25 protein-coding genes are annotated in these 23,340 nt (G+C 64.2%); 9 read left to right on the forward strand and 16 right to left on the reverse strand.

The window, feature by feature from the left end:
* Positions 1-41: 41 nt before the first annotated feature.
* On the forward strand, positions 42-896 hold the full coding sequence (locus tag CAF70_RS01930; RefSeq protein ID WP_085621657.1) for a sulfurtransferase: 855 nt from the start codon (positions 42-44) through the stop codon (positions 894-896).
* Between the two features lie 139 nt (positions 897-1,035).
* On the opposite strand, the gene CAF70_RS01935 is transcribed toward CAF70_RS01930, so the two are convergent.
* The 6 genes from CAF70_RS01935 to CAF70_RS01960 all read right to left on the reverse strand — a co-directional run bounded on the left by CAF70_RS01935 (position 1,036) and on the right by CAF70_RS01960 (position 8,321).
* Positions 1,036-2,028, reverse strand: coding sequence for a hydrolase (locus CAF70_RS01935; RefSeq protein WP_085621658.1), 993 nt, complete (start codon positions 2,026-2,028; stop codon positions 1,036-1,038).
* 60 nt (positions 2,029-2,088) lie between these two features.
* Entirely contained in the window at positions 2,089-3,462 is a 1,374-nt protein-coding gene (locus tag CAF70_RS01940) for a pitrilysin family protein (RefSeq protein WP_085621659.1), read from the reverse strand.
* Complete coding sequence (locus tag CAF70_RS01945) at positions 3,455-4,786, reverse strand: pitrilysin family protein (RefSeq protein ID WP_085621660.1); 1,332 nt, start codon at positions 4,784-4,786, stop codon at positions 3,455-3,457. Before CAF70_RS01945 ends, CAF70_RS01940 begins: the two co-directional genes overlap by 8 nt.
* Before the next feature lie 94 nt (positions 4,787-4,880).
* Positions 4,881-5,483: a 16S rRNA (guanine(966)-N(2))-methyltransferase RsmD gene (rsmD, locus tag CAF70_RS01950; protein WP_085621661.1), complete on the reverse strand. Its 603-nt coding sequence runs from the start codon at positions 5,481-5,483 to the stop codon at positions 4,881-4,883.
* The gene (locus CAF70_RS01955; protein ID WP_085621662.1) at positions 5,483-6,973 is read right to left on the reverse strand and encodes a pitrilysin family protein; all 1,491 of its coding nucleotides are present in this window, start codon (positions 6,971-6,973) and stop codon (positions 5,483-5,485) included. Before CAF70_RS01955 ends, rsmD begins: the two co-directional genes overlap by 1 nt.
* Positions 6,966-8,321, reverse strand: coding sequence for a pitrilysin family protein (locus CAF70_RS01960; protein WP_085621663.1), 1,356 nt, complete (start codon positions 8,319-8,321; stop codon positions 6,966-6,968). The genes CAF70_RS01955 and CAF70_RS01960 overlap by 8 nt, the downstream gene beginning before the upstream one ends.
* A gap of 231 nt (positions 8,322-8,552) precedes the next feature.
* Between CAF70_RS01960 and ftsY the strand changes: the two genes are divergently transcribed.
* The 4 genes from ftsY to rpoH all read left to right on the forward strand — a co-directional run bounded on the left by ftsY (position 8,553) and on the right by rpoH (position 12,723).
* Positions 8,553-10,064: a signal recognition particle-docking protein FtsY gene (gene ftsY / locus CAF70_RS01970; protein WP_085621664.1), complete on the forward strand. Its 1,512-nt coding sequence runs from the start codon at positions 8,553-8,555 to the stop codon at positions 10,062-10,064.
* 2 nt (positions 10,065-10,066) lie between these two features.
* The gene (gene ftsE / locus CAF70_RS01975; protein WP_013974630.1) at positions 10,067-10,738 is read left to right on the forward strand and encodes a cell division ATP-binding protein FtsE; all 672 of its coding nucleotides are present in this window, start codon (positions 10,067-10,069) and stop codon (positions 10,736-10,738) included.
* Positions 10,735-11,757 carry a permease-like cell division protein FtsX gene (gene ftsX / locus CAF70_RS01980; RefSeq protein ID WP_013974629.1) on the forward strand — a complete coding sequence of 341 codons (1,023 nt, stop codon included), beginning with the start codon at positions 10,735-10,737 and terminating at the stop codon, positions 11,755-11,757. The genes ftsE and ftsX overlap by 4 nt, the downstream gene beginning before the upstream one ends.
* 111 nt (positions 11,758-11,868) lie before the next feature.
* Positions 11,869-12,723 carry an RNA polymerase sigma factor RpoH gene (rpoH, locus tag CAF70_RS01985; RefSeq protein ID WP_003249083.1) on the forward strand — a complete coding sequence of 285 codons (855 nt, stop codon included), beginning with the start codon at positions 11,869-11,871 and terminating at the stop codon, positions 12,721-12,723.
* Between the two features lie 167 nt (positions 12,724-12,890).
* On the opposite strand, the gene mtgA is transcribed toward rpoH, so the two are convergent.
* Entirely contained in the window at positions 12,891-13,601 is a 711-nt protein-coding gene (mtgA, locus tag CAF70_RS01990; RefSeq protein ID WP_085621665.1) for a monofunctional biosynthetic peptidoglycan transglycosylase, read from the reverse strand.
* A gap of 64 nt (positions 13,602-13,665) precedes the next feature.
* Between mtgA and CAF70_RS01995 the strand changes: the two genes are divergently transcribed.
* The 4 genes from CAF70_RS01995 (at position 13,666) to trmB (ending at position 15,920) form a co-directional block, all read left to right on the forward strand.
* Positions 13,666-14,037: a DUF423 domain-containing protein gene (locus CAF70_RS01995; RefSeq protein ID WP_085621666.1), complete on the forward strand. Its 372-nt coding sequence runs from the start codon at positions 13,666-13,668 to the stop codon at positions 14,035-14,037.
* Between the two features lie 102 nt (positions 14,038-14,139).
* Positions 14,140-14,340, forward strand: a complete 201-nt coding sequence (gene thiS / locus CAF70_RS02000; RefSeq protein WP_003257817.1) for a sulfur carrier protein ThiS — start codon at positions 14,140-14,142, stop codon at positions 14,338-14,340.
* A gap of 53 nt (positions 14,341-14,393) precedes the next feature.
* On the forward strand, positions 14,394-15,188 hold the full coding sequence (locus CAF70_RS02005) for a thiazole synthase (RefSeq protein ID WP_013974625.1): 795 nt from the start codon (positions 14,394-14,396) through the stop codon (positions 15,186-15,188).
* 9 nt (positions 15,189-15,197) lie between these two features.
* Positions 15,198-15,920 carry a tRNA (guanosine(46)-N7)-methyltransferase TrmB gene (gene trmB, locus CAF70_RS02010; RefSeq protein ID WP_013974624.1) on the forward strand — a complete coding sequence of 241 codons (723 nt, stop codon included), beginning with the start codon at positions 15,198-15,200 and terminating at the stop codon, positions 15,918-15,920.
* A gap of 811 nt (positions 15,921-16,731) precedes the next feature.
* On the opposite strand, the gene CAF70_RS02015 is transcribed toward trmB, so the two are convergent.
* The 9 genes from CAF70_RS02015 to CAF70_RS02055 all read right to left on the reverse strand — a co-directional run bounded on the left by CAF70_RS02015 (position 16,732) and on the right by CAF70_RS02055 (position 23,301).
* Positions 16,732-17,058 carry a DUF3392 domain-containing protein gene (locus CAF70_RS02015; protein WP_085621667.1) on the reverse strand — a complete coding sequence of 109 codons (327 nt, stop codon included), beginning with the start codon at positions 17,056-17,058 and terminating at the stop codon, positions 16,732-16,734.
* A gap of 9 nt (positions 17,059-17,067) precedes the next feature.
* A complete protein-coding gene (hemW, locus tag CAF70_RS02020) occupies positions 17,068-18,243 on the reverse strand; it encodes a radical SAM family heme chaperone HemW (RefSeq protein WP_085621668.1) in 1,176 nt (391 codons plus the stop codon).
* A complete protein-coding gene (gene rdgB, locus CAF70_RS02025) occupies positions 18,240-18,836 on the reverse strand; it encodes an RdgB/HAM1 family non-canonical purine NTP pyrophosphatase (protein ID WP_085621669.1) in 597 nt (198 codons plus the stop codon). Before rdgB ends, hemW begins: the two co-directional genes overlap by 4 nt.
* Complete coding sequence (locus CAF70_RS02030; protein WP_025340971.1) at positions 18,833-19,267, reverse strand: DUF4426 domain-containing protein; 435 nt, start codon at positions 19,265-19,267, stop codon at positions 18,833-18,835. The genes rdgB and CAF70_RS02030 overlap by 4 nt, the downstream gene beginning before the upstream one ends.
* A 22-nt stretch (positions 19,268-19,289) precedes the next feature.
* Positions 19,290-19,910: a methionine biosynthesis protein MetW gene (gene metW, locus CAF70_RS02035; RefSeq protein ID WP_015272149.1), complete on the reverse strand. Its 621-nt coding sequence runs from the start codon at positions 19,908-19,910 to the stop codon at positions 19,290-19,292.
* A 7-nt stretch (positions 19,911-19,917) separates the two neighbouring features.
* A complete protein-coding gene (locus CAF70_RS02040; RefSeq protein ID WP_085621670.1) occupies positions 19,918-21,057 on the reverse strand; it encodes a homoserine O-acetyltransferase in 1,140 nt (379 codons plus the stop codon).
* Positions 21,058-21,156: 99 nt separating this feature from the next.
* Positions 21,157-21,747 carry a YggT family protein gene (locus CAF70_RS02045; RefSeq protein WP_013974619.1) on the reverse strand — a complete coding sequence of 197 codons (591 nt, stop codon included), beginning with the start codon at positions 21,745-21,747 and terminating at the stop codon, positions 21,157-21,159.
* A gap of 10 nt (positions 21,748-21,757) precedes the next feature.
* Entirely contained in the window at positions 21,758-22,576 is an 819-nt protein-coding gene (proC, locus tag CAF70_RS02050) for a pyrroline-5-carboxylate reductase (RefSeq protein WP_085621671.1), read from the reverse strand.
* A 38-nt stretch (positions 22,577-22,614) separates the two neighbouring features.
* Positions 22,615-23,301 (reverse strand): YggS family pyridoxal phosphate-dependent enzyme, encoded by a 687-nt coding sequence (locus tag CAF70_RS02055; RefSeq protein WP_085621672.1) that lies wholly within the window; start codon positions 23,299-23,301, stop codon positions 22,615-22,617.
* Between the last annotated feature and the right edge of the window lie 39 nt (positions 23,302-23,340).

Here is a 23,340-nt window from a genome sequence, read left to right on the forward strand (position 1 = left end):
GCCTTAGTGCTATCGATAGTGCCATCGATCAGGAGATTGTCATGCCACTTGCGCAATTGATCACCCCGCAGCAGTTGGCCGAGCGTCTGGGCTCGCCCAAGTTGGTGATCCTCGACTGCCGCTTTGCCCTCGAGGATGTGGACTATGGCCAACGCAGTTATGCCCAGGGTCATATCGCCGGGGCGCATTTTGCCGACCTCGAGCGCGACCTTAGCGGGCCGGTGAGCAAGGGCCGCACAGGGCGCCACCCGTTGCCCGATGCGCGCCGGCTGGTCGAGCGACTGCGGGAGTGGGGGCTGGACGCTGACAGCGAGGTGGTGCTGTACGACGACGGCCCAGGCGCCTACGCCGCCCGCGCCTGGTGGCTGCTGGCCTGGCTGGGCAAGCGCAGCGGCGTGGCTATTCTCGATGGTGGCCTGAAAGCCTGGCATGCGGCACATCTGCCGCTGAGCCTGGACCCGCCGCCGAAGCGCGAGGGCACCTTCAGCGGTGAGCCGGACGCCAGGCTGCTTATCGATGCCGAACACCTGGGCAAGCGCCTGGGTAGCGCTGACCTGACCCTGATCGATGCGCGGGCCTTGCCGCGTTTCCGTGGCGAAGTGGAACCGATCGACCCAGTCGCAGGACATATTCCGGGGGCGCAGTGTGCAGCCTTTACCGACAATCTGGATGCTGACGGGCGCTTTCTGCCGGCGGACCAGCTCAAGCAGCGCTTTGCCGAAAAACTGGCCGGGCGTGCGCCGGAGCAGTTGGTGGCGTATTGCGGATCAGGGGTGACGGCCTGCCATAACCTGTTTGCCCTGGCGTTGGCGGGGTACCCGCTGGGCAAGTTGTATGCCGGGTCGTGGAGTGAGTGGATCAACGATCCCGCTCATGGCGTAGCCACTGGCGAATAAACCTGTCAAATCCTGCAGGAGATCGCCCAGGCTCTGTGGGAGCGGGCGAGCCCGCGAAGCATGCAGCGCGGTGGCTGGCACCGGCTGCGCCGGTGTTCGCGGGCGCGCCCGCTCCCACAGAGTTCTGCAAAACAATCGTTTATGTGCCTTCCGTCAACCACTGCGGAATCCGCCGCTCCAGGTAATACCCCGGGTTGCGCAGGCTTCCGTCGACAAAGCCCACATGGCCGCCGCGGCTGTGCAGTTCGAAGTGGGTCTGCGGCGCTAGTTCGCGGGGCGTGGGCAGGCTGTGGCCGGCGACGAAAGGGTCATCACTGGAGTGAATGATCAGCGTCGGCGTGCGGTTCTGGCGGAGGAAGAAATGACTCGATGAGCGGCGGTAGTAGTCGTGCGCATCACGAAAGCCGTTCAGCGGTGCGGTGACCTTGCCGTCGAAATCCCAGAACGTACGCAAGTTGCCCAGCGGCCCCAGCCGTTGCAGCGTCGCCAGCCGTTCATGCTGGCCCTTGTCCTGGAAGTGCCGCTGTTTGAGCTGCACATAAGCAAGCATCTCACGCATGAAATGCGCCTGGTAGACCTTTGAAAAGCCTTGGCCGATACGGTCGGCGCAATGGTCCAGACGAAACGGCACCGACACCGCCACCGCTGCCTGCAACTGGCTGGCAATACCGCTTTCGCCCAGGTACTTCAGCAGCACATTGCCCCCTAGCGAATAACCCACCGCATACAACGGCGCCAATGGGCGCTGGGCGCGCAGGTGGCTGACGATTTCGGCCAGGTCTTCGCTGGCGCCTGAATGGTAGCTGCGTGGCAGCAGGTTGGGCTCGCCCGAGCAACCGCGCCAGTTCACCGCCACACTGGCCCAGCCGCGGCCTTGCAGCGCTTGCTGCAAGCCTTTGACGTAGGGCGATCGGGATGACCCGGTCAACCCGTGCAGCACCAGCACCAACGGTGCATGCGGCTGGTGCGGGCCGTGCCAGTCCAGGTCGATGAAATCGCCATCGGCCAGCCACAGCCGCTCGCGGTCGCGCTGCAGTTCGGGCAGCTTGCGCCACAGCGGCCCCCACAGGGTTTGCAGGTGGGGGTTGGACAGGCCGATGGCCGGGCGGAAGGTGGTGCTGGGGCTGGGCATGCTGGGCGACTCGTGTTGTGCCTGCCTAGAGTGCCATGAAACAGCGCCACTGTACCTGCGCTATGGGGTGGTGGCTGGCAGCGGTTGCTGTTCGACACGTGGCCCGACACTGACCTGCACCTTATAGTCCAGGTCGAGCCAGCGCTGCATCACCGCGCGGATATCTGCCGGGCTCAGCCTGCCGATGCGCTCGATGTAGGTGTTCAGGTGGTCTGCGGGCTGACGTTGCTGGGTTATCTCCGTGAGCAATGCTGCCAGGCTGTTGTTCTGCGCCACGCCCCGCAGCAATTGCCCGGCCAGCTGTTTGCGCGCCAGTTGCAGCTCGGCCTGGGTTGGCCCTTGCTCGATGAAGTCGCGCAACAAGGCTGCCACCCGGTCCTGCGAACCTTGCACGTACTGTGGCGCGATCTCCCACTCGATGGTGAACAGCCCGCCGCTACTCAACGGTGATGGACGGCTGTAGATGTCGTAGGTCAGGCCGCGGCGTTGGCGCAGCTCCACCATCAGGCGCGATTCGAGGCCTGACCCCAACACTTCACTGGCCAGCACCAGGGCTGGGAAATCCGGATCACTGGCGGCAACGTTCATGGGTAGCGCCAGCAGTACTGCACTGCTGGTGCCGGGTTGTTCGACGTTGATGGTTGCTTGGGTCGCTACCGGAACGGCTGGCAGGTCAACGGCGGACCAGCCTTGCGGCAGAGCCTGGCTGATCTGTTGCGCGATGGCTTGCGCCTCGCTCAGGGCCAGGTCCCCGACAAGCACGATTTCCAGGTTGCTGGCGCTATAGGCGCGTTGGTGGAAGGCCCGCAAGTCTTCAGGGCTGACGGCGGCCACGCCTTGAATGGTGCTGCCCAGCGGGTTGCCGTAGGGATGGCCCTGGAACAAATGGCGAAACGCCTCGCTGCGTGCCCTGAGCCTGGGGTGCTGTTCGCGTGATGCGTTGTGCTGCACGAGCTGGCGTTTGACCTTTTCCAGGGCAGGTGCGAGGAAAGCCGGGTTTGCCACGAGGTCGGTAAGCAGGTCCAGGGCCGGCTCGAGTATCGTTTTCGTGCTCACGCTGCGCAGGCTGAGCGTTGCATGCTCCAGGCGTATCTGTTTTTCCAGGATTGCGCCCAGGCGCTCCATGCCCGCAGCTTGCCGGGCAGCCGTGTGGCGCCGGCTGCCCTCGTCGAGCATGTATAGCGTCAAGGCTGCCAGGCCGGGCTGCTCGGTGTCCTGGGTCGTGCCGGCCTTGAACCGCAAGACAACGTCGACGATAGGCAGCCCGCGTGTTTCGACGAATTTCACGCCGGTGCCTGCTTCCGTGGTCCACATCTGCACCTGCGTCTGAAGGGGTTCGAGCTGGTCAAGGTCAACCCCTTGGGCCGAGACCAGGCTACTGAAACCTCCGTTGGTGCCAGTCGGCTGCGGCATGCTCTCGATCTTGTCATTCATCGGTACTTTCCTCCTGGTGCATGTCCTCGTGGTGCATGTCCTTGTGGAGCATGAAGGTGATGGCCGCACGGGCTTCAGTCAGGAATTCCAGGGCAACCAGGCCTACCTGCTCGGCTGTCACCGCTTCGATGGCTTGCCGCTCATCGTCCAGGGCAACAGGGTCCAGACCGCAGGCGGCCTGTTTGCCAATGGCCGCTGCCTGGTTCCCGATGTCGTCCCTTTCGAACAGTTGCCTGGCCAGCAGGCGAGCCTTGGCGCGTTGAAGGTCTTCTCTGGAGGGGGCTGACTGGCGGAACGCTTCGATTTCCTGCATCAGCCTTTCGGCTGCAAACTCTGGCGTAACCTGCGGGCTGCAGAACGCGTAGAGGGTCAGCAGGCTGTCACCACGCTGCCAGGGCTCATAGGTCGCTTTCAGGCCCTGTAGCAGCGAACCGTTCTGCACCAACAGGCGCTGCAGCGTGCTGGCCTGGCCTTCGGCAAGAATGTCGGGCAACAGGCGCAGTGCACAGGCTTGCGCGCCAGACCGGGCGGTGCATTGGCTGGGAAGGTTGAAGCTGACGATCACGCCGGTGTTCAGGCCATGCCAGTTCAGGGTCTGGATGCGCCGAGCCTGCCCGGAGGGGCTGGCGGGTGTTTGCCGGGTTGGCAGGCGCTGGGCGGGGATTGCCGCAAAATGGCGGGTCACCAGCTTTTGCAGCTGCGCCAGACTAATGTCGCCGGCCACGGCGAGCGTGGCGTTGTTGGGGTGGTACCAAGTGTTGTACCAGGTGCGCGCCGCCGCCGGGGTCATATGGCCCAGGTCGGTCTTGTTGCCAATCACAGGTGTGCCATGGCCGCTATTGCCGTAGGCCAGTGACAGGTGATGTTCCAGTGCCAGTGCCAAGGGGCTGTTGTCGACATCCTCGCGTCGCTCGGCCATGACCACCGCCAGTTCACGGGCAAAGGGCGCATCGCTGAGGGTGGCGCTGGCCATGACGTCGGCCATCGCTTCCAGCGCAATTTCCACGCGGTTGCAAGGCAATGTCAGCGGAAAGACCGTTGCATCGGCGTAGGTGAAGGCATTCGGTTCACCGCCCAGGTGGGTCATGAGCGTTGCATATTGGCCTGGGGCCAGTTTGCTGCTGCCTTCGAACAGCAAATGCTCCAGGGCATGGGACAGGCCGGTGTGGCCTTCAGGTTCGTAGCTGGAACCTACGTGGTACCACAGCTGTACGCTGACCAGTGGCGCACGGTGGTCTTCACGCAGGTAGACCCGCAGGCCGTTGGCGAGGGTAAAGGCGTGCACCGAGCTTGCTGGCGCAGGCGGGGATGGGGGTGCGGTCATGGTTGAAGTGCTCCTGCAGGAAAGGAAGGAGCAGCTTCAACCATCGGGGCGGCGGGTTTGTGGTAACTAAATACGGCAACCCTGGGTTACCGGGTCAGCCCCGTTGCCAAAGTGCGTAATGCACCTGGCCGGTCTTCTTCTCGCGGTGCAGGCGCCAGTTGCCCGGCAACTGCAAGCTTGAAGGCGCCGCTTCGCTTTCGGTGTAGACCCACGCCTGTTCGCGCAGCCACTGATTCTGTTCCAGGAGGTTGCAGGTGTCGGCCAGCAGGTCCTGGTGGAACGGCGGGTCGAGGAACACCACGTCGAACTGCTGCTTGGCCGAGCCTTGCAAATAGCGCAGGGCGTCGGTCTGCAGGATTTGCCCGCGCGGGCAGCGCAGGATCTCGAGGTTGTTCTTCAGGTTGGCGATGGCTGCCGGGTTGCTGTCCAGCGCCACGGCGTCTTCGGCCCCGCGGGACAAGGCTTCGAGCACCAGCGCGCCGCTGCCGGTGAAGGCGTCCAGCACGCGGGCACCCTCAATGTACGGCGCCAGCCAGTTGAATACGGTTTCCCGCACGCGATCGGGCGTTGGTCGCAGGCCCTCACCTTCGGGCACTGCCAGGCGACGGCTGCGCCACTCGCCGGCGATGATGCGCAGGTGACCCTGGCCTTTGCTTTGGCTCGATTGGGGGCGAGCGGGTGGGGTGGATCTTGGCATTAGTGCTCCGGTACCCCGAGCGGCTGCTCGGAGGGCTTGTCAGTGGGGGCTGGCAGCGGTTTTTGTGGCACTTTCGGACCAACCGTGACGATCACCAGTTTATCGGCTGACAGGTGTTTGTTCATGGCCGTCTTGACCTGCTCGACAGTGAGGGCCTGGGACTGCTGCATGAAGTCCTCCAGCCAGGTCAGCGGCAGATTGTAGAAGCCGATCGCGCCCAACTGGCCGACGATACTGGCGTTGCTGGCATTGGACAGCGGGAAGCTGCCGGCCAGTTCGCGCTTGGCATCGTCCAGCTCCTGCTGGGTAGGGCCGTTCTTGAGGTAGTCGCCGAGTATGCCCTGCACCAGCTTGAGCGTGCCTTCGCTGAGCTCGGCACGGGTCTGCAGGTTGATCATGAACGGGCCACGCACCTGCATCGGGCTGAACACCGAGTACACGCCGTAGGTCAGGCCGCGCTTTTCCCGCACCTCGCTCATCAACCGGGTGCCGAATGCACCTCCCCCGAGGATCTGATTGCCCAGTGACAGGGCCGGCCAGTCCGGGTCCTGGCGGTCGATGCCAAGCTCGGCCAGCATCAGGTGGGTTTGCTTGGACGGGAAGTCGATGTGGGTCAGGCCTGCCTTGGCGTCAGTGGGTTGGGCTGGTGCGGCCAGCGCCGGGCCTTTGGGCAGGCCGGCGGAGACCTGGGCGGCGATGGCTTCGGCTTCGGCGCGGCTGAGGTCGCCGACCAGGGCGATGACCGCGTTGCCACCGGTGTAGGCCTTGGCGTGGAAGGCGCGCAGCTGAGCCAGGGTGATACCGTTGATGCTTTCCGCGGTGCCGTCGCTCGGGTGGGCGTAGGGGTGGTCGCCGTAAAGCTTGCCGAACAGCGTCTTGCCGGCGATCTTGCCGGGGTTCTGCTTTTCATATTCGAAGCCGGCCAGCATCTGGTTCTTGATGCGTTTGAGAGCGTCTTCGGGGAAGGTCGGCTTACCGGCCACCTCGGTGAACAGCTTGAGCGCAGGTTCGCGCTTGTCCTTGGCGCTGAGGCTGCGCAACGAGGCCACGGCCATGTCGCGGTAGGAACCATTGCCAAAGTCGGCGCCCAGGCCCTCGAAGCCTTCGGCGATGGCCGTCACGTCCTTGCCTGCCACGCCCTCGTTGAGCATGGCATTGGTCAGGGCCGCCAGGCCCGGGGTGCCGCCGTCCTGGCTGCTGCCGGCGGCAAAGGTGACGCGCAGGTCGAACATCGGCAGCTCGCGTGCCTCGACGAACAGCACCCGTGCACCTTCGGCGGTGCTCCAGTGCTGGATGTTCAACTGGCGCCGGCTGGGTGCCTTGCCATCCAGCTCGGCCAGCGACTGCAAGGTGTTGGCCGGGCGTGCTGCATTGCTGTCGGCCTTGGCGGCGTTGTCGGCCATGGCCGGGGCGGCCAGCACTGCCGCCAGCGCCAGGGCGCGGATACCCGTGGCCAGCAGGGTTGGGCGTGGTGCGCAGCGATCACTCATGAGCGGACTCCTCGGGCAGTACATGGGCAACGCTCAGGCGTTCGCGGGTGAAGTAGGTGCGCGCGGCGTTCTGGATGTCCTGCGGGGTAACGCGCTTGAGCTCGTCCAGCTCGCTGTCGATCAGCTTCCAGGACAGGCCGACGGTTTCCAGCTGGCCGATTGTAGTGGCCTGGCTGCTGATGGAGTCGCGGTCATAGACCAGGCCGGCAATGACCTGGGCGCGTACGCGTTCCAGCTCTTCGGCGCTGGGCGGGGTGGTCTTGAGCTCATCCAGCAGCTGCCAGATGCCCTTCTCGACATCGGCGAGGGTTTTCTGCTTCTGCACGTTCGGCGTGGCCGAGATCAGGAACAGGCTGTCGCCGCGGGTGAAGGCGTTGTAGCTGGACGAAGCACCGGCCACCAGCTCCTGGCCACGCTCCAGGCGTGCCGGCATGCGGGCGCTGTAGCCGCCATCGAGCAGTGCCGAGATCAGGCGCAGGGCGTGCACCGTGCGCGGATCCTTGGCGGTGGCCAGGCCAGGAGCGTTGAAGCCGTAGATCAGGCTGGGCAGCTGGGTGCGTACGTGCAGGGTCAGCTGGCGCTGGCCCGGTTCGGCCAGTTCCAGTGGCAGCTTGGCCGGCGGTACGGCGCGCTTCGGGATGCTGCCGAAGTACTTCTGCGCCAGGCCCTTGACCTCGTCGGCGGTGACATCGCCGACCACTACCAGGGTGGCGTTGTTGGGGGTGTACCAGGATTCGTACCAGTGGCGCAGTTCCTCGACCTTCATGCGCTCCAGGTCGGCCATCCAGCCGATGGTCGGGGTGTGGTAGCCGCTGGCCGGGTAAGCCATGGCGCGGAACAGCTCGAACGCCTTGGCGTTGGGCTGGTCGTCAGTGCGCAGCCGGCGTTCTTCCTTGATCACCTCGATTTCGCGGCTGAACTCGTCGGCGGGCAGACGCAGGCTGGCCAGGCGGTCGGCCTCCAGCTCCAGGGCAACCGGCAGCCGGTCGCGGGCCAGCACCTGGTAATAGGCGGTGTAGTCGTCGCTGGTGAAGGCGTTTTCTTCGGCGCCAATGTCACGCAGGATGCGCGAGGCCTCGCCGGGGCCGACCTTGGCGCTGCCCTTGAACATCATGTGCTCCAGCGCGTGGGACAGGCCGGTCTGGCCCGGGGTTTCGTAGCTGGAGCCAACCTTGTACCAGATCTGCGAGACCACCACCGGGGCGCGATGGTCTTCACGCACGACCACTTTCAGACCATTGTCGAGGATGAATTCGTGGGTGGGTTGCACCTCGGCGGCAAAAGCCGCGAGCGGCAGGCAGAGCGTGCCGAGCAACAGGCCAGCGGCGCGGCGGGCTAGAGCATTCATACGGTGTTTAACCTGTTCGGCGGCCCGCTGGGTTTAGCGTCGGCGGGCCAGGAGGTGCTAGGATACTGATCCGGTTGCCTGGCGACCATGCCTGTCGCCGTTCTGGCCCACAGGACACTAAGACAAAACGTTGCGCATGAACCAGCCGGCTTCAAGATAGTCTGTTCTGCGTAGAGAGAATTCCCGATGCGCCATAGCTGGCCCATCGCTACCCTGAGATAGCCGTCTTCCATGTTTGGTTCCAACGACGACAAAAAAGCGCCGGCCGAGGCTGGTGAGAAGAAAGGCCTGTTCAGCTGGTTTCGCAAGAAGCCGCAGCCACCTGTGGCAACGGGTGTGCCCGCGAATGAACCCCCAGCCGTCGAGCAGCCTGCAGCCGCTCCGGTCGAAGGGGCTAGCGCCGAAGCGCCACAGGCCCCTGAGCCCGTTCAGGCCCCTGCGGCCCCACAGCTGACTGAACCGCAGCAAGTCGCCGCACCCGTTGAGTCACCGGTGGTCGAGGCCCCTGTGCCTGAACCGGTCGCTTCCCAACCGTTGCAGGCCCCTGAGCCCGAGCCGGTCGCGTCCCGGCCGCTGGTCGCACCTGCACCGCAGCCGATCGCGTCCGTGCCTTTGCAGGCGGCCCCGGTCGAGGCGGCTCCGGTCGTCGAGCCGGCCGCGCCGGTCAGCAACCTGGTGCTGCCGGTTGCCGAAGAACCCGTGGCCCTGGTGGCGGACCTGGAGCCGAAAGCGCCGCCCGCCATCCCGGAGCGCCCAGCACCAGCGCCTGCTGCCCCGGTGGCTGAAGCTCCGGTCGCCGCGCCGGCCGAGCAGGCCAAGCCCGGCTTCTTCGCCCGCCTCAAGCAGGGCCTGTCGAAGACCAGCGCCAGCATCGGCGAGGGCATGGCCAGCCTGTTTCTGGGCAAGAAGGTCATCGATGACGACCTGCTCGACGAAATCGAAACCCGTCTGCTGACCGCCGACGTTGGTGTGGAAGCCACTTCCACCATCGTCCAGAACCTGACCCAGAAGGTTGCCCGCAAGCAGCTGGCCGACGCCGATGCCCTGTACAAGTCGCTGCAGGAAGAGCTGGCGGCGCTGCTGCGCCCGGTCGAGCAGCCGCTGGTGGTACAGGCGCAGAACAAGCCCTATGTGATCCTGGTGGTCGGTGTGAACGGCGCCGGCAAGACCACCACCATCGGCAAACTGGCCAAGAAGCTGCAGCTTGAAGGCAAGAAAGTGATGCTGGCCGCGGGCGACACCTTCCGTGCCGCGGCGGTCGAGCAGCTGCAGGTGTGGGGCGAGCGCAACCAGATCCCGGTGATCGCCCAGCACACTGGCGCCGACTCCGCTTCGGTGATCTTCGATGCCGTACAGGCTGCCAAGGCCCGTGGCGTCGACGTGCTGATCGCCGATACCGCAGGCCGCCTGCACACCAAAGACAACCTGATGGAAGAGCTGAAGAAGGTCCGCCGAGTCATCGGCAAGCTCGACGCCGAGGCGCCGCACGAGGTGCTGCTGGTGCTCGATGCCGGCACCGGCCAGAACGCCATCAGCCAGGCCAAGTACTTCAACCAGAGCGTCGAACTGACCGGTCTGGCCCTGACCAAGCTCGATGGCACTGCCAAGGGCGGGGTGATTTTCGCCCTGGCCAAGCAGTTCAAGCTGCCGATCCGCTTCATTGGTGTCGGTGAAGGCATCGACGACCTGCGTACCTTCGAAGCCGAGCCGTTCGTCAAGGCTCTGTTCGCCGAGCGAGACTGAACATGATCCGATTCGAACAGGTTGCCAAGCGCTACCCCAATGGTCATGTGGGTTTGCATGAGCTGAGTTTCCGGGCGCGCCGGGGCGAATTCCTGTTCGTCACCGGCCACTCGGGCGCGGGCAAGAGCACCTTGCTGCGCCTGCTGCTGGCCATGGAGCGCCCGACCAGCGGCAAGCTGATGCTGGCCGGGCAGGACCTGGGCCAGATCAGCAATTCGCAGATCCCGTTCCTGCGCCGGCAGATTGGGGTGGTGTTCCAGAACCACCAGCTGTTGTTCGACCGTACGGTATTCAACAACATCGCCTTGCCGCTGCAGATTCTCGGCCTGTCCAAGGCCGAGGTCGCCAAGCGCGTGGACTCTGCGCTGGAGCGTGTGTCGCTGGCCGACAAGGGCGAGCTGTTCCCGGCCGACCTGTCCACCGGCCAGCAGCAGCGGGTGGGTATCGCCCGCGCCATCGTCCACCAGCCCGCCCTGCTGCTGGCCGATGAACCCACCGGTAACCTGGACCCGCGCCTGGCCGCAGAGATCATGGGCGTATTCGAGGACATCAATCGGCTGGGTACCACCGTATTGATCGCCAGCCACGACCTGGCACTGATTGCGCGCATGCGCCACCGCATGCTGACCTTGCAGCGCGGCCGCTTGATCGGCGATGGGGAGGCCGGGCAATGAGCACTACACGTACGCCGAAGGTTTCCGAGCGGGTTGCGCCGAAACCGGCCGACCCGCAACCGGCGAAGAAAAAGCACGACGACGATGATGGCCCGGATTTCCGCACGCTGCTGCATGCCTGGCTGGAAAGCCACCGTGCCAGCATGGCCGACAGCCTGCGCCGGCTGGGCAAGCAGCCGATCGGCAGCTTCTTCACCTGCCTGGTGATGGCCGTGGCGCTGAGCATGCCCATGGGCCTGTCGTTGCTGCTGAAGAACGTTGAAAAGCTTGGTGGCTCGTGGCAGCGCGCCGCGCAGATCTCGCTGTACCTCAAACTCGATGCCGGCAGCCGCGAAGGCGAGGCGCTGCGCGACGAGATCAAGGGCATGCCCGGTGTGGCCGACGCGCAGTATGTCAGCCGCGAGCAGGCGCTGGAGGAGTTCCAGCAGCAGTCAGGCCTGGGCGAAGCCCTGCGTGAACTGCCTGACAACCCGCTGCCTGGCGTGGTGGTGGTAACCCCGACCGAGGTCGACAAGCCGGCCCTGGAAGCCTTGCGTCAGCGCCTGTCGGAGCTGCCGCGGGTGGAAGTGGCGCAGCTCGACCTGGTGTGGGTCGAGCGCCTGGCGGCCATCCTCAAGCTGGGTGACCGCTTTGTCTTCGGCCTGGCCGTGATGCTGATTTCTGCCCTGCTGTTAGTAATCGGTAACACAATTCGTCTACACATTGAAAACCGCCGTACCGAGATCGAAGTGATCAAGCTGGTCGGTGGCACCGATGCCTACGTACGCCGGCCTTTCCTGTACATGGGCGCGCTGTATGGCCTGGGCGCGGGGGTTATCGCATGGGGCATCCTGGCGTTTGGCCTGAACTGGCTGAACGAGGCGGTGGTAGGGCTTTCCGGGCTGTACGGCAGCGACTTCGCCCTGGGCGGGGTGCCGGCGTCCGATGGTCTGTCGCTCTTGATCGGAGCGGTGCTGTTGGGGTATATCGGTGCATGGATCGCAGTGGCCCGCCATTTGAACGAGCTGGCGCCGCGATAGTTTTTACCTGCCAGCATTGACAAATTCTTCACCATGGAACTTGTACCGTCGTTCCAGGTCAATGTTGGCAGCGCCCACAAGGCGTGAGTTCTGTAAGTCGGAGGTTCTTGAATGACCACATCGTTGCAACCTGCCTATGCCCTGGTACCCGGTGCGAACCTGGAAGCCTACGTGCACACGGTCAACAGCATCCCGCTGCTGACGGTCGAGCAGGAGCGTGATCTGGGCGAGCGTCTCTATTATGAGCAGGATGTCGAGGCCGCTCGTCAAATGGTGATGGCCCACCTGCGTTTCGTCGTACATATCGCCCGTAGCTATGCCGGCTACGGGCTGGCTCAGGCCGACCTGATCCAGGAAGGCAACGTCGGGTTGATGAAAGCCGTCAAGCGCTTCAACCCTGAAATGGGCGTGCGCCTGGTGTCGTTCGCCGTGCACTGGATCAAAGCAGAGATCCACGAGTTCATCCTGCGCAACTGGCGCATCGTCAAGGTGGCCACCACCAAGGCCCAGCGCAAGCTGTTCTTCAACCTGCGCAGCCAGAAGAAGCGTCTGGCCTGGCTGAACAACGACGAAGTGCACCGCGTGGCGGAAAGCCTGGGCGTGGAACCGCGTGAAGTACGCGAGATGGAAAGCCGCCTCAGCGGCCAGGACATGGCCTTCGACCCGGCAGCGGAAGCTGACGACGACAGTGCCTTCCAGTCGCCTGCGCATTACCTCGAAGACCACCGTTACGACCCGGCGGTGCAGCTGGAAGATGCCGACTGGAGCGACAACTCCACCAGCAACCTGCACGAAGCACTGCAAGGGCTGGACGAACGTAGCCGCGACATTCTCTACCAGCGCTGGTTGGCGGAAGAGAAGGCCACATTGCATGAGCTGGCGGACAAGTACAGCGTTTCGGCCGAGCGGATTCGCCAGCTTGAGAAGAATGCGATGAACAAGGTCAAGGCGCTGATCGCGGCCTGATCGAGCCCTGACTGCAAGGAAAAGCCGCTGGCCCAGGTAGGGTGAGCGGCTTTTTTTTGCGCAAGATTTACCGGCCTCTTCGCGGGCGCGCCCGCTCCCACAGGTACTGCACAGGCCTCAGGGGTAATGCTGGTCCTGTGGGAGCGGGCGTGCTCGCGAAGAGGCCCTCAAGGCTTGCGCGAAGTGTCGAGCTGCATCAGATAGCTGGGCCCGCCTAGCTGGCTCATCTGCCGGCGAATCCAGCCGGCCCGGCTGGCCACGTAGGCACTCGGCCGGCTGGCACTCCATTTGATCGGGCTGGGCAGCACTGCGGCCAATTGTGCCGCCTGCTGGCGGCTGAGCCGGCTGGCATCGACGCCAAAGTGATAGCGCGCAGCCGCCTGGGCGCCAAAAACACCCTTGCCCCATTCGGCACTGTTCAGGTAGACCTCGAGAATCCGCTCCTTCGACCAGAACAGCTCGATCAACGCGGTGAACCAGGCCTCCAGCCCTTTGCGGAACCAGCTGCGCCCGGACCACAGGAACAGGTTCTTGGCCACTTGCTGGGTCAGGGTGCTGGCACCGCGAATGCTGCCGCCGCGCTCGTTGTAGGCCAGCGCTGCCTGGATAGCCGGGATGTCGAAGCCCCAGTGGCTGGCAAACTTCTGGTCTTCGCCAGCGATAACCGCGACTTTGAGGTCGTCGGAGATGTTCTCCCACGGCTCCCAGTCGCGTTGCAGGTCGATCGGCTCGCCATTCACCCAGGACTGCACCTTGCGCTCGACCATCAGCGCGGTACCGGGTGGTGGCACCCAGCGGAACACCAGCACCAGCACGACGCTGCCGGCAGCGAACCAGAGCAGGGCGCGGGAGAGGCGGCGGAGAAGGGTTGGCAGCATGGCGATGGCTTGGCCGTACGGGTGGAAGGGGCCATTATACAGACCCGATCCAAGGAGTCGTCCCATGCTTCGCAGCTTCCTGATGCTTGCCGCCTTTTTCGGCTTCACCGGTGTCGCCCTGGGCGCGTTCGCCGCCCACGGCCTGAAAAGCCGCCTGACGGCCGACTACCTGGCGATCTTCCAGACCGGCGTGACCTACCAGTTGGTGCATGCCCTGGCTATCTTCGCCGTCGCCGTGCTCTCGGTGCACCTGCCAGGGCGCATGGTCGGCTGGGCCGGCGGCCTGTTTGCCCTGGGTATAGTGCTGTTCTCCGGTAGCCTGTACCTGCTGACCCTCAGCGGCCTGGGCAAGCTTGGCATCATCACCCCGCTTGGCGGCCTGTGCTTCCTGGCCGGCTGGTTGTGCCTGGGCCTGGCAGCCTGGCGGCTGGGCTGACCGGGTAGTCCACAATCGCGACTAATGGCGTGCAGCGCCCTTGGGTTGCAGGGCGGTTCGGCGCTAGAATGCGGGCCCCAAAGAACAATGGTGGCCGTGCGCATGCGCATTCAACTGAACGGTGAACCTTACGAATTGCCCGCTGGCGAAAGCGTCGCGGCCCTGCTGGCCCGCCTGGAGCTGACCGGGCGCCGCGTCGCGGTGGAACTGAACCTGGATATCGTGCCGCGTAGCCAGCACGACAGCACGCTGCTGAACGACGGCGACCAGGTCGAAGTGGTCCACGCTATCGGTGGCGGCTGATTCCGGCCGGCGATTCACCTGCAAGCCCAGCAACCTTTTCCCGAGGAACAACCATGAGCAACGTTCGTAGCGACAAGCCCTTCACCCTGGCCGGGCGTACCTTCCAGTCGCGCCTGCTGGTCGGTACCGGCAAATACCGTGACATGGAAGAAACCCGCCTGGCCATCGAGGCCTCGGGTGCCGAGATCGTCACCGTTGCCGTGCGCCGCACCAACATCGGTCAGAACCCGGGCGAGCCGAACCTGCTCGATGTGCTGCCGCCAGACCGCTACACCATCCTGCCGAACACCGCTGGCTGCTACGACGCGGTCGAAGCCGTGCGTACCTGCCGCCTGGCCCGCGAACTGCTGGATGGCCACAACCTGGTCAAGCTGGAAGTGCTGGCCGACCAGAAAACCTTGTTCCCCAATGTGATCGAAACCCTCAAGGCTGCCGAAGTGCTGGTCAAGGACGGTTTCGACGTGATGGTCTACACCAGCGACGACCCGATCATCGCCCGTCAGCTGGCCGAAGCCGGCTGCATCGCGGTCATGCCGCTGGCAGGCCTGATCGGTACCGGCCTGGGTATCTGCAACCCCTACAACCTGCAGATCATCCTGGAAGAGTCCAAGGTGCCGGTGCTGGTCGATGCAGGCGTGGGTACCGCGTCCGATGCCACCATCGCCATGGAAATGGGCTGCGAAGCGGTGCTGATGAACTCGGCCATTGCCCACGCCCAGCAGCCGGTGCTGATGGCCGAGGCCATGAAGCACGCCATCGTCGCCGGTCGCATGGCCTACCTGGCCGGTCGTATGCCGAAGAAACTCTATGCCAGCGCCTCTTCGCCGCTGGATGGTCTGATCAAGTAAGAGCCCCTGATGACTGAATCGCACGATACGCCGATCACCCCCGACGGCGAAGCCCGCCCGCACCGCCGCATCAAGAGTTTCGTGATGCGTGCCGGGCGCATGACCGAAGGCCAGCAACGTGGCCTGGAGCAGGGTGGCCCGCTGTACATTCTGCCGCTGGCCGACAGCCCGGTGGACTACGACCAGGTGTTTGGCCGTTCGGCGCCGCGCACCCTGGAGATCGGTTTCGGCATGGGCCATTCCCTGCTGGAAATGGCAGCTGCCGCGCCTGAGCAGGACTTCATCGGTGTGGAAGTACACCGCCCGGGTGTTGGCGCGCTGCTCAACGGCGTGCTGACCCAGGGCCTGAAGAACCTGCGGGTGTATGACTGCGATGCCATCGAAGTGCTGAACCGCTGTGTGGCGGACAACAGCCTCGACCGCCTCATGCTGTTCTTCCCCGACCCATGGCACAAGGCGCGCCACCACAAGCGCCGCATCGTCCAGCTGGAGTTCGCCGAACTGGTACGACGCAAGCTCAAGCCCGGTGGCGTGTTCCATATGGCTACCGACTGGGAGCCGTATGCCGAGTACATGCTGGAAGTGATGAGCGCTGCCCCGGGCTATCGCAACCGTGCGGCTGACGGCACTTACGTGCCACGCCCGGAAGAGCGCCCGATCACCAAGTTCGAACGCCGCGGCGAACGGCTGGGGCATGGCGTTTGGGACTTGAAGTTCGAGAAGGTGGATTGATCGGCTGATACGGCCTTTCGATGTGCTGATGCCTGCAGAAATGCAGGCGAAAAAAAACCGCCTTGAGAAAGGCGGTTTTCTTTTGAGCGACAGGACTGAGTATCCTTCGCTCGGTGTTTCACCGAAAACCTCCACACGGTAGAAAGATCATAAGTAGGCTGACAGGGAGCGTCAATGCTCCGAAATATCCAGCATTACGTGTGTCGGAGCGGTTAACAGTTTTGCGAAAAGATCCCAAGTATCATCGCGCTGCTCCTGTGTGGATTTGATCGGTGATGGGCCGGGTAGGAGAAGAATTCTGCTTTCCGGCCCCTTCGACATGGCCTGAGAACCATGCCGGCAACTGACTTTGAAGGGCCATTAACCTGGCCACTTCACCGAAAACCTCCACACGGTTTTCGAAGGCATCGAAGCGACGGTTAGATGCTGGAAGATTGGCCCGCCAACACGGAGGCCAAGGCATATGAAGCGTTTGCTTGATGCGCTGAGCCGCGTTTGGACGTTCATCCGGATCTTGACTGTGCTCAAGACCGTTCGGGACTTCATGCGCGACCACTTCGATGATGCCCGCCAAGGGCTAGTCAGGTGGTAGGGCTGCCCTGGTTCGCCGGGGCAGCTTTTAGAATCATTCCCTGCACCGGCCCGTACCCAGAAACTGCACTATCTCCTGGCATGCGCGGTATCTGTGGGAGCGGGCAAGCCCGCGAAGCAGACGACTCGGTGGATGGCACGGGCTTCGCCCGTGTTCGCGGCGGTTCGACGCCTCGACACGCCCGCTCCCACAGGGTAAGTGCAACTCCCGAATATTGGCTCAGCCCCGCCGATCAGCCACCACGCCAATTATCACCAGCACTACCAGCAACACCGGCGCCAGCGCGTAGTTGTTGAACTGGCTCAGCCCCTTCACCACCCACGGTGTGGCGTAGATCAGTGCCGCACCGCTGCCGATCATCACCATCAGCGCCATGAACGGCACGCGCAGAGCGCCCGCCAGGTTGCCCAGGCGTTGTTCGGCCCAGGCTTTGACATCGGTGCCGAACAGCACCAGCAGGCAGCCTACCAAGGCCAGTGAAATCTCCGACAGGTTGCTGCGGCTCCAGCGAGAAACCGTCGCGAGCAGATCAAGTACCAGATCCATGGGTCATCCTTAGGTCAAGAAATACTGCAGCAGGTCATTGAGGAACAACTGGCCCCTCGGGGTGGCCACCAGTCGATCCGGTTCGACCTGTAAAAGGCCTTTTTGTTCGGCTGCGCGGCGTGCCTCGCGCAGCTGTGCCAGCGGCAAACCGGTGCGTTGGGTAAACAGTTCGGCTTCCACCCCATCGGTCAGGCGCAGGGCGTTCATCAGGAACTCGAACGGCAGCTCGTCGACTGGCAGCAGCTTCTCGCCGGCCTTGAACGGCTTTGCCAGGTTCAGGTAGTCCTTGGGCAGGCGGGTCTTCCAGGTGCGCAGGATGCGCCCGTCGGCGAAGGTCAGCTTGCCGTGGGCACCAGCGCCAATGCCGATGAAGTCGCCAAAGCGCCAGTAGTTGAGATTGTGCCGTGCGGCGCGCCCCGCCTGGGCATAGGCCGAGACTTCGTACTGGCGGAAGCCGTGTTCGGCCATCAGCGCCTGGCCGGCCTCCTGGATGTCCCAGAGGATGTCGTCCTCGGGCAGCTCGGGCGGCTGGTTCCAGAACACCGTGTTCGGCTCCACGGTCAGCTGGTACCACGACAGGTGCGTCGGCTCCAGGTCGATGGCCTGGCGCAGGTCGCCCAGCGCGTCGTCCAGCGACTGGTCGGGAAGGCCGTGCATCAGGTCCATGTTGAAGTTGTCGAAGCCGGCGGCGCGTGCCATGCCAGCGGCGCGGACTGCTTCATCACCGTTGTGGATACGACCCAGCGCCTGCAGTTTGGCTGGCTGGAAACTCTGCACGCCGATGGACAGGCGGTTGATCCCGGTTTGCCGGTAGGCCTTGAACTTGTCCTGCTCGAACGTACCCGGGTTGGCCTCCAGGGTGATTTCGATGTCCGGCGCAAACGGGATACGTTGCTCCACGCCACGCAGCAATCGGCCAAGGGCGTCGGCACTGAACAGGCTGGGGGTGCCGCCACCGAAGAAGATCGAGCTGATCGGCCGGCCTTGCACGGCGGCCAGCTCCTGGTCGAGGTCGGTCAGCAGGGCGGCGACGTAGGCGTCTTCCGGCAGTTCAGGCCCGGCGGCGTGGGAGTTGAAGTCGCAGTAAGGGCATTTGCGTACGCACCACGGTATGTGGATATACAGCGCCAGCGGCGGCAGGCTGGTGAAACCCGCCGCTCCGGGGGTGGACAGCGTTTCGATCATGCCAGGCCCAGACGTTGGCGCAGCAGAGCCATGGCGCGGGCGCGGTGGCTGAGCTGGTTCTTGTCCACAGGGGCCAGGTCGGCGCTGGAGCAGTTGCGTTCCGGTACCCAGAACAGCGGGTCGTAGCCAAAGCCGTGCTCGCCACTGGCCTCGAACATGATGCGCCCTTGCCACAGGCCTTCGCACAGGATCGGCAGCGGGTCGTCGGCATGACGCACCAGCGCCAGGACGCAGACGAACTGTGCACCGCGCTCGGCTTCAGGCACGTCTTTCAGCGCTTCGAGCAGCTTGGCGTTGTTCGCCGCGTCACCCTTGCCGTCGGCATAGCGCGCCGAGTGGATGCCCGGCGCGCCGCCAAGGAAGTCTACCGCCAGGCCCGAATCGTCGGCCAGGGCTGGCAGGCCGGAAATGCGTGCGGCGTTGCGCGCCTTGAGGATGGCGTTCTCGACGAACGACAGGCCGGTTTCTTCCGGTTCGACCTGGCTGAACTCGCCGATCGAGCGCAGTTGCACGGACGCGCCGAGCATGGCCTGGAGTTCCTTGAGTTTGCCGGCGTTGTGGCTGGCCAATACGAGTTGCTGGAAATTCATCATTCGCCTGGGAAAACGTCCTGATTGAAGCTGAGGGAGTTGCTGATGCCGCCGGTTTCGATATTCAGGTCGAAGGTGACGGTTTCTGGCTGGTCGATCTTGAACTGGGCGATGTAGTACACCGCGCCCTGTTCGGTGATCTGCTTGAACGAGAGCGGGCTGCTGCGCCCGGTCAGGTCCTTGACCGTGCCGCTGACCACCGCCGTGGCGGGCTTGTTGGCCTTGAGCACGGCGATGTTGAGTACACCCTGGTTCTTGCTGCGTACCAGGCCGGTGGCTGCGGCCACCTCCGGCGTCAGCATGCTCGAAGTGAACGCGCTGTAGTGTACCGTCACGTCGCCAAACACCTCCTTGCGCTCGGGGCGGGCAGCATCGGCAGCCAGTACCGGCAGGGCCAGGCACAGGCTGATCAGGAACAGGGCTAGGCGACGCATGGGGGGATTCCTCCGCTGGGCGTCAGACCGCGAGCTGATGTTCTTGCAGGCCCGGGCTGCTGACGCGGTAGATGCCGATCTCACCTAGAAGATTAGGCCAAAGCCGGCCACCCCACCCGTTGCGGTGCAAGTGGTCGACGGCCAGGCGGTCGAGCACCTTGGCGCGGCGCTCGTGGCACAGCTCTTCGAAGTCGGCGAAGGTGCAGAAGTGGATGTTCGGCGTGTTGTACCAGGTGTATGGCATGAAGTCCGATACCGGCATGCGGCCTTTGGTCGCCAGGTACCAGCGGCAACGCCAGTGGCCGAAGTTGGGGAAGGTGATGATGCACTGGCGGCCCACGCGCAGCATCTCGTCGAGGATGCGGTCGGGGTACTCCACGGCCTGCAGGGCCTGGGTCATGATCACCACGTCGAAACTGTTGCTGGCGAAGTTGCCCAGACCCTTGTCCAGGTCCTGCTCGATGACGTTGACGCCCTTGGCCACGCAGGCGGCGATGTTGTCGGCATCGATCTCCAGGCCATAGCCGGTGACCTGCTTGCGGTCGCGCAGCGAGGCCAGCAGTTCGCCGCTGCCGCAGCCCAGGTCGAGTACCCGGCTGCCGGCGGGGATCCAGTCGTGGATGATTTCCAGATCGGCTCTCATGCTGCCCTCAGATGGTAATGCGGTTCATGTAGTTCGAGAAACCCTGCATGTAGCGAGGCGTGGGGATCAGGAAGGCATCGTGCCCGTAAGGCGAGTCGATCTCCAGGTAGCAGACGTTCTTGCGCGCGGCCATCAGGGCGTCGACGATCTCGCGCGAACGGGCCGGGGAGAAGCGCCAGTCGGTGGTGAACGACATGATGCAGTAATCCGCCTTGACGTGGGCCAGTGTGGCCGCCAGGTCGCCGCCCTGGGCGGCGGCGGGGTCGAAGTAGTCCAGCGCTTTGGTCATCAGCAGGTAGGTGTTGGCGTCGAAGCGCCCGGAAAACTCCTCGCCCTGGTAGCGCAGGTAGCTCTCGACCTGGAATTCGACACTGTGGAAGTCGTAGTTGAGCTTGTCGCTCTTCAGCTCACGGCCGAATTTTTCACCCATCGAGTCGTCCGACAGGTAGGTGATGTGGCCGACCATGCGCGCCAGCATCAGGCCGCGCTTGGGGATCACGCCCTGGTCCTGGAACGAACCACCGTGGAATTCGGGGTCGGTGAGGATCGCCTGGCGTGCCACTTCGTTGAAGGCGATGTTCTGTGCCGACAGCTTGGGCGCCGAGGCAATGTCGACGCAATGGCGTACGCGTTCGGGGTAGCTGATGGTCCACTGCAGCGCCTGCATGCCACCCAGGCTGCCACCGACCACCGCGGCCCACTGCTGGATGCCCAGGCGCTCGGCCAGGCGCACCTGGCTGTGTACCCAGTCTTCCACGGTCAGCACCGGGAAGTCGGCGCCATAGGGCTTGCCGGTGGCCGGGTTGACGCTGCTGGGGCCGGTGCTGCCGTTGCAGCCGCCCAGGTTGTTCAGGCTGACCACGAAGAAGCGGTTGGTGTCGATCGGCTTGCCAGGGCCGATGCAGCTGTCCCACCAACCCGGCTTGCGGTCGGTGGCGGCATGGTAGCCAGCGGCATGGTGGTGGCCGGAGAGGGCATGGCAGATCAGCACGGCGTTGCTCGCGCTGGCGTTCAGGGTGCCATAGGTCTCGTAGACCAGTTCATAACTGGCCAGGGAGCGGCCACAGGCCAGGGCCAGCGGTTCATCGAACCGGGCGGTTTGCGGTACTACCAGACCGACGGAATCTTCGGGAAAGACTGTGGACATCGACCCTGCTCACGCTTGACGGAGGCGTAAGTCTAAAGAGCGCTACCCCCAGCGGCAAGCAAAGGCTTGCCACTGGAAGCAAGCAAGGTCAGGTTAGGCTCAGATCATCCGCCACAGCTCTTGCGGCATGCCGGCGTAGGCGGCCAGCGGTGGCATGACGAACGACTGGATGACCTGGATCGCGAGGAAGGCGAAGATCGGCGAGATGTCCATGCCGCCCAGGTTGGGCACGATGCGGCGGAACGGCGCCAGCACCGGTTCGCTGATCTGGTAGGCCAGTTCGGCCGCCGGGTTGTGGCTGTTGGGGGCCACCCATGAAACGATCACCATGACGATCATCGCCACCCAGAAAATCTTCAGGAACAGCGAGGTGATACCAATGATCGCCCACATCAGCAGGTGCAGGATGTCACCGAAGGTGCCGTAGGTGACCATCAGCACGAACGCCATCAGCAGCGCCTGGATGACCACCGACAACAGCAGCGACGAGGTATCCAGCCCACCAACACTGGGGATGACCCGGCGAATCGGCTTTAGCAGCGGCTGCGTGGCGCGCACGGCGAACTGGCACAGCGGGTTGTAGAAGTTGGCTTTGACCAGCTGCAGGACGAAGCGCAGCAGGACGATCACCAGGTACAGGCTGACCAGGGTTTGCACCACGAAGATCGCGGCGCCGGACAGTGCATTCATCTAAGGCTCCTTATTTGCCCAGTTGTTCGGCCAGCTCGGCGGAACGTGTGGCCGCAGCTTGCAGCGCCTGTTCGACGATAGCTTCGAAGCCGCTGGCCTGGAACGACTTGATCGCCGCCTCGGTGGTGCCGGCAGGCGAGGTGACGCGGCGGCGAAGTTCGGCGGCGTCGACATCGCTGGCAACCGCCATGCGCGCGGCGCCCAGGGCTGTCTGCAAGGTCAGCTGGGAAGCGGTTTCACGTGGCAGGCCAAGCTTTTCGCCCGCCGCGGTCATGGCTTCGATCAGCAGGAAGAAATACGCCGGGCCGCTGCCGGAGACGGCAGTCACGGCGTCCAGTTGCTGCTCCTGCTGCAGCCACAGGGCGGTGCCCACGGCCGACAGCAGTTGCTCGGCTTGCTGGCGTTGGTCGGCAGTAACCTCTGCGGTGGCGTACAGGCCGCTGACGCCCTGGCGCAGCAGTGCCGGGGTGTTGGGCATGCAGCGCACCACCGGGCGAGCGCCGACCCAGCTTTGCAGGCTGGCGCAGGTGATGCCGGCGGCAATGGAAACGAGCAGCTGGCCATCCTGCAGGTTCGGTTGCAGGGCCTGGCACACTGCTTTCATGACCTGCGGCTTGACCGCCAGGACGATGACGTCGGCGCCATCGATGGCCTGGGCGTTGTTCTCGAAGGTTTCGATGCCGTGCTCGGCCTGGATGCGGCTGCGGGTCTCGGCGCCCGGGTCGCTGGCGCGGATCTGCGAGGCGTCCAGGCCCTGGGCACGCAGACCACCGATCAGGCTGGCGGCCATGTTGCCGGCGCCGATAAAGGCAATACGAGTCTTGCTCATGTCAGGTCCTTGTGGGAAAGAGTGAGTAAAGCATGGAATCAGGGCTGCCCGTAGTCGCGGGCGCCGAACAGGGCGGTACCGATACGTACCCAGGTCGCACCCTGTGCAATGGCAGCTTCCAGGTCGTGGCTCATGCCCATGGACAGGGTGTCCAGGCCAAGGCCAAGGCCCTCCTGCAACTGGCGCAGGGTGGCGAAGGCGGCTTCCTGCGCGGCGCGGTCATCGGTAGGTTCGGGGATTGCCATCAGCCCGCGCAGGCGCAGGTTGGGCAGCGCGGCTACCGCCTTGGCCAGGGCTGGCAGGTCGGCGGGGGCGCAACCAGACTTGCTGTCTTCGCCGCTGACGTTCACCTGCAGGCAGATGTTCAGTGGCGCCAACCCGGCCGGGCGCTGCTCCGAGAGGCGTTGGGCGATTTTCAGGCGGTCCACGGAATGTACCCAGGCGAAATGCTCGGCGATGGCTTTGGTCTTGTTCGACTGAATGGGGCCGATGAAGTGCCAGATCAAGGGCAGGTCACTGAGTGCCTGCTGCTTTGTCAGCGCTTCCTGTAGGTAGTTTTCCCCGACATCGCAAACACCGGCGGCGTGGATCTCGCGGATGGCGCTGGCTGGCTTGGTCTTGCTCACGGCCAGCAACTGGACACTGGCCGGATCACGCCCGGCAGCCTGGGCAGCGCTGGCTATACGGGCGGAAATAGCGGAAAGGTTGTCTGCTAGGGTGGACATGGATTGATGCCGGCGGCTGTGGGGTTTGCGGCATTCTAC

Source organism: Pseudomonas sp. B19(2017) (assembly GCF_002113165.1).
GTDB lineage: Bacteria > Pseudomonadota > Gammaproteobacteria > Pseudomonadales > Pseudomonadaceae > Aquipseudomonas.

Coding starts and splice junctions, on each gene's coding strand:
- CAF70_RS01955 (WP_085621662.1), bottom strand. CDS start 6,973: ATGAGTGATCGCTGCGCACCACGCCCAACCCTGCTGGCCACGGGTATC.
- thiS (WP_003257817.1), top strand. CDS start 14,140: ATGCGCATTCAACTGAACGGTGAACCTTACGAATTGCCCGCTGGCGAA.
- rdgB (WP_085621669.1), bottom strand. CDS start 18,836: ATGATGAATTTCCAGCAACTCGTATTGGCCAGCCACAACGCCGGCAAA.
- ftsX (WP_013974629.1), top strand. CDS start 10,735: ATGAGCACTACACGTACGCCGAAGGTTTCCGAGCGGGTTGCGCCGAAA.
- trmB (WP_013974624.1), top strand. CDS start 15,198: ATGACTGAATCGCACGATACGCCGATCACCCCCGACGGCGAAGCCCGC.
- CAF70_RS02015 (WP_085621667.1), bottom strand. CDS start 17,058: ATGGATCTGGTACTTGATCTGCTCGCGACGGTTTCTCGCTGGAGCCGC.
- rsmD (WP_085621661.1), bottom strand. CDS start 5,483: ATGCCAAGATCCACCCCACCCGCTCGCCCCCAATCGAGCCAAAGCAAA.
- CAF70_RS02045 (WP_013974619.1), bottom strand. CDS start 21,747: ATGAATGCACTGTCCGGCGCCGCGATCTTCGTGGTGCAAACCCTGGTC.
- ftsY (WP_085621664.1), top strand. CDS start 8,553: ATGTTTGGTTCCAACGACGACAAAAAAGCGCCGGCCGAGGCTGGTGAG.
- metW (WP_015272149.1), bottom strand. CDS start 19,910: ATGAGAGCCGATCTGGAAATCATCCACGACTGGATCCCCGCCGGCAGC.
- CAF70_RS02030 (WP_025340971.1), bottom strand. CDS start 19,267: ATGCGTCGCCTAGCCCTGTTCCTGATCAGCCTGTGCCTGGCCCTGCCG.
- rpoH (WP_003249083.1), top strand. CDS start 11,869: ATGACCACATCGTTGCAACCTGCCTATGCCCTGGTACCCGGTGCGAAC.
- mtgA (WP_085621665.1), bottom strand. CDS start 13,601: ATGCTGCCAACCCTTCTCCGCCGCCTCTCCCGCGCCCTGCTCTGGTTC.
- CAF70_RS02055 (WP_085621672.1), bottom strand. CDS start 23,301: ATGTCCACCCTAGCAGACAACCTTTCCGCTATTTCCGCCCGTATAGCC.
- CAF70_RS01930 (WP_085621657.1), top strand. CDS start 42: ATGCCACTTGCGCAATTGATCACCCCGCAGCAGTTGGCCGAGCGTCTG.
- CAF70_RS01940 (WP_085621659.1), bottom strand. CDS start 3,462: ATGAATGACAAGATCGAGAGCATGCCGCAGCCGACTGGCACCAACGGA.
- CAF70_RS01935 (WP_085621658.1), bottom strand. CDS start 2,028: ATGCCCAGCCCCAGCACCACCTTCCGCCCGGCCATCGGCCTGTCCAAC.
- CAF70_RS02040 (WP_085621670.1), bottom strand. CDS start 21,057: ATGTCCACAGTCTTTCCCGAAGATTCCGTCGGTCTGGTAGTACCGCAA.
- proC (WP_085621671.1), bottom strand. CDS start 22,576: ATGAGCAAGACTCGTATTGCCTTTATCGGCGCCGGCAACATGGCCGCC.
- ftsE (WP_013974630.1), top strand. CDS start 10,067: ATGATCCGATTCGAACAGGTTGCCAAGCGCTACCCCAATGGTCATGTG.
- CAF70_RS01945 (WP_085621660.1), bottom strand. CDS start 4,786: ATGACCGCACCCCCATCCCCGCCTGCGCCAGCAAGCTCGGTGCACGCC.
- CAF70_RS01960 (WP_085621663.1), bottom strand. CDS start 8,321: ATGAATGCTCTAGCCCGCCGCGCCGCTGGCCTGTTGCTCGGCACGCTC.
- hemW (WP_085621668.1), bottom strand. CDS start 18,243: ATGATCGAAACGCTGTCCACCCCCGGAGCGGCGGGTTTCACCAGCCTG.
- CAF70_RS02005 (WP_013974625.1), top strand. CDS start 14,394: ATGAGCAACGTTCGTAGCGACAAGCCCTTCACCCTGGCCGGGCGTACC.
- CAF70_RS01995 (WP_085621666.1), top strand. CDS start 13,666: ATGCTTCGCAGCTTCCTGATGCTTGCCGCCTTTTTCGGCTTCACCGGT.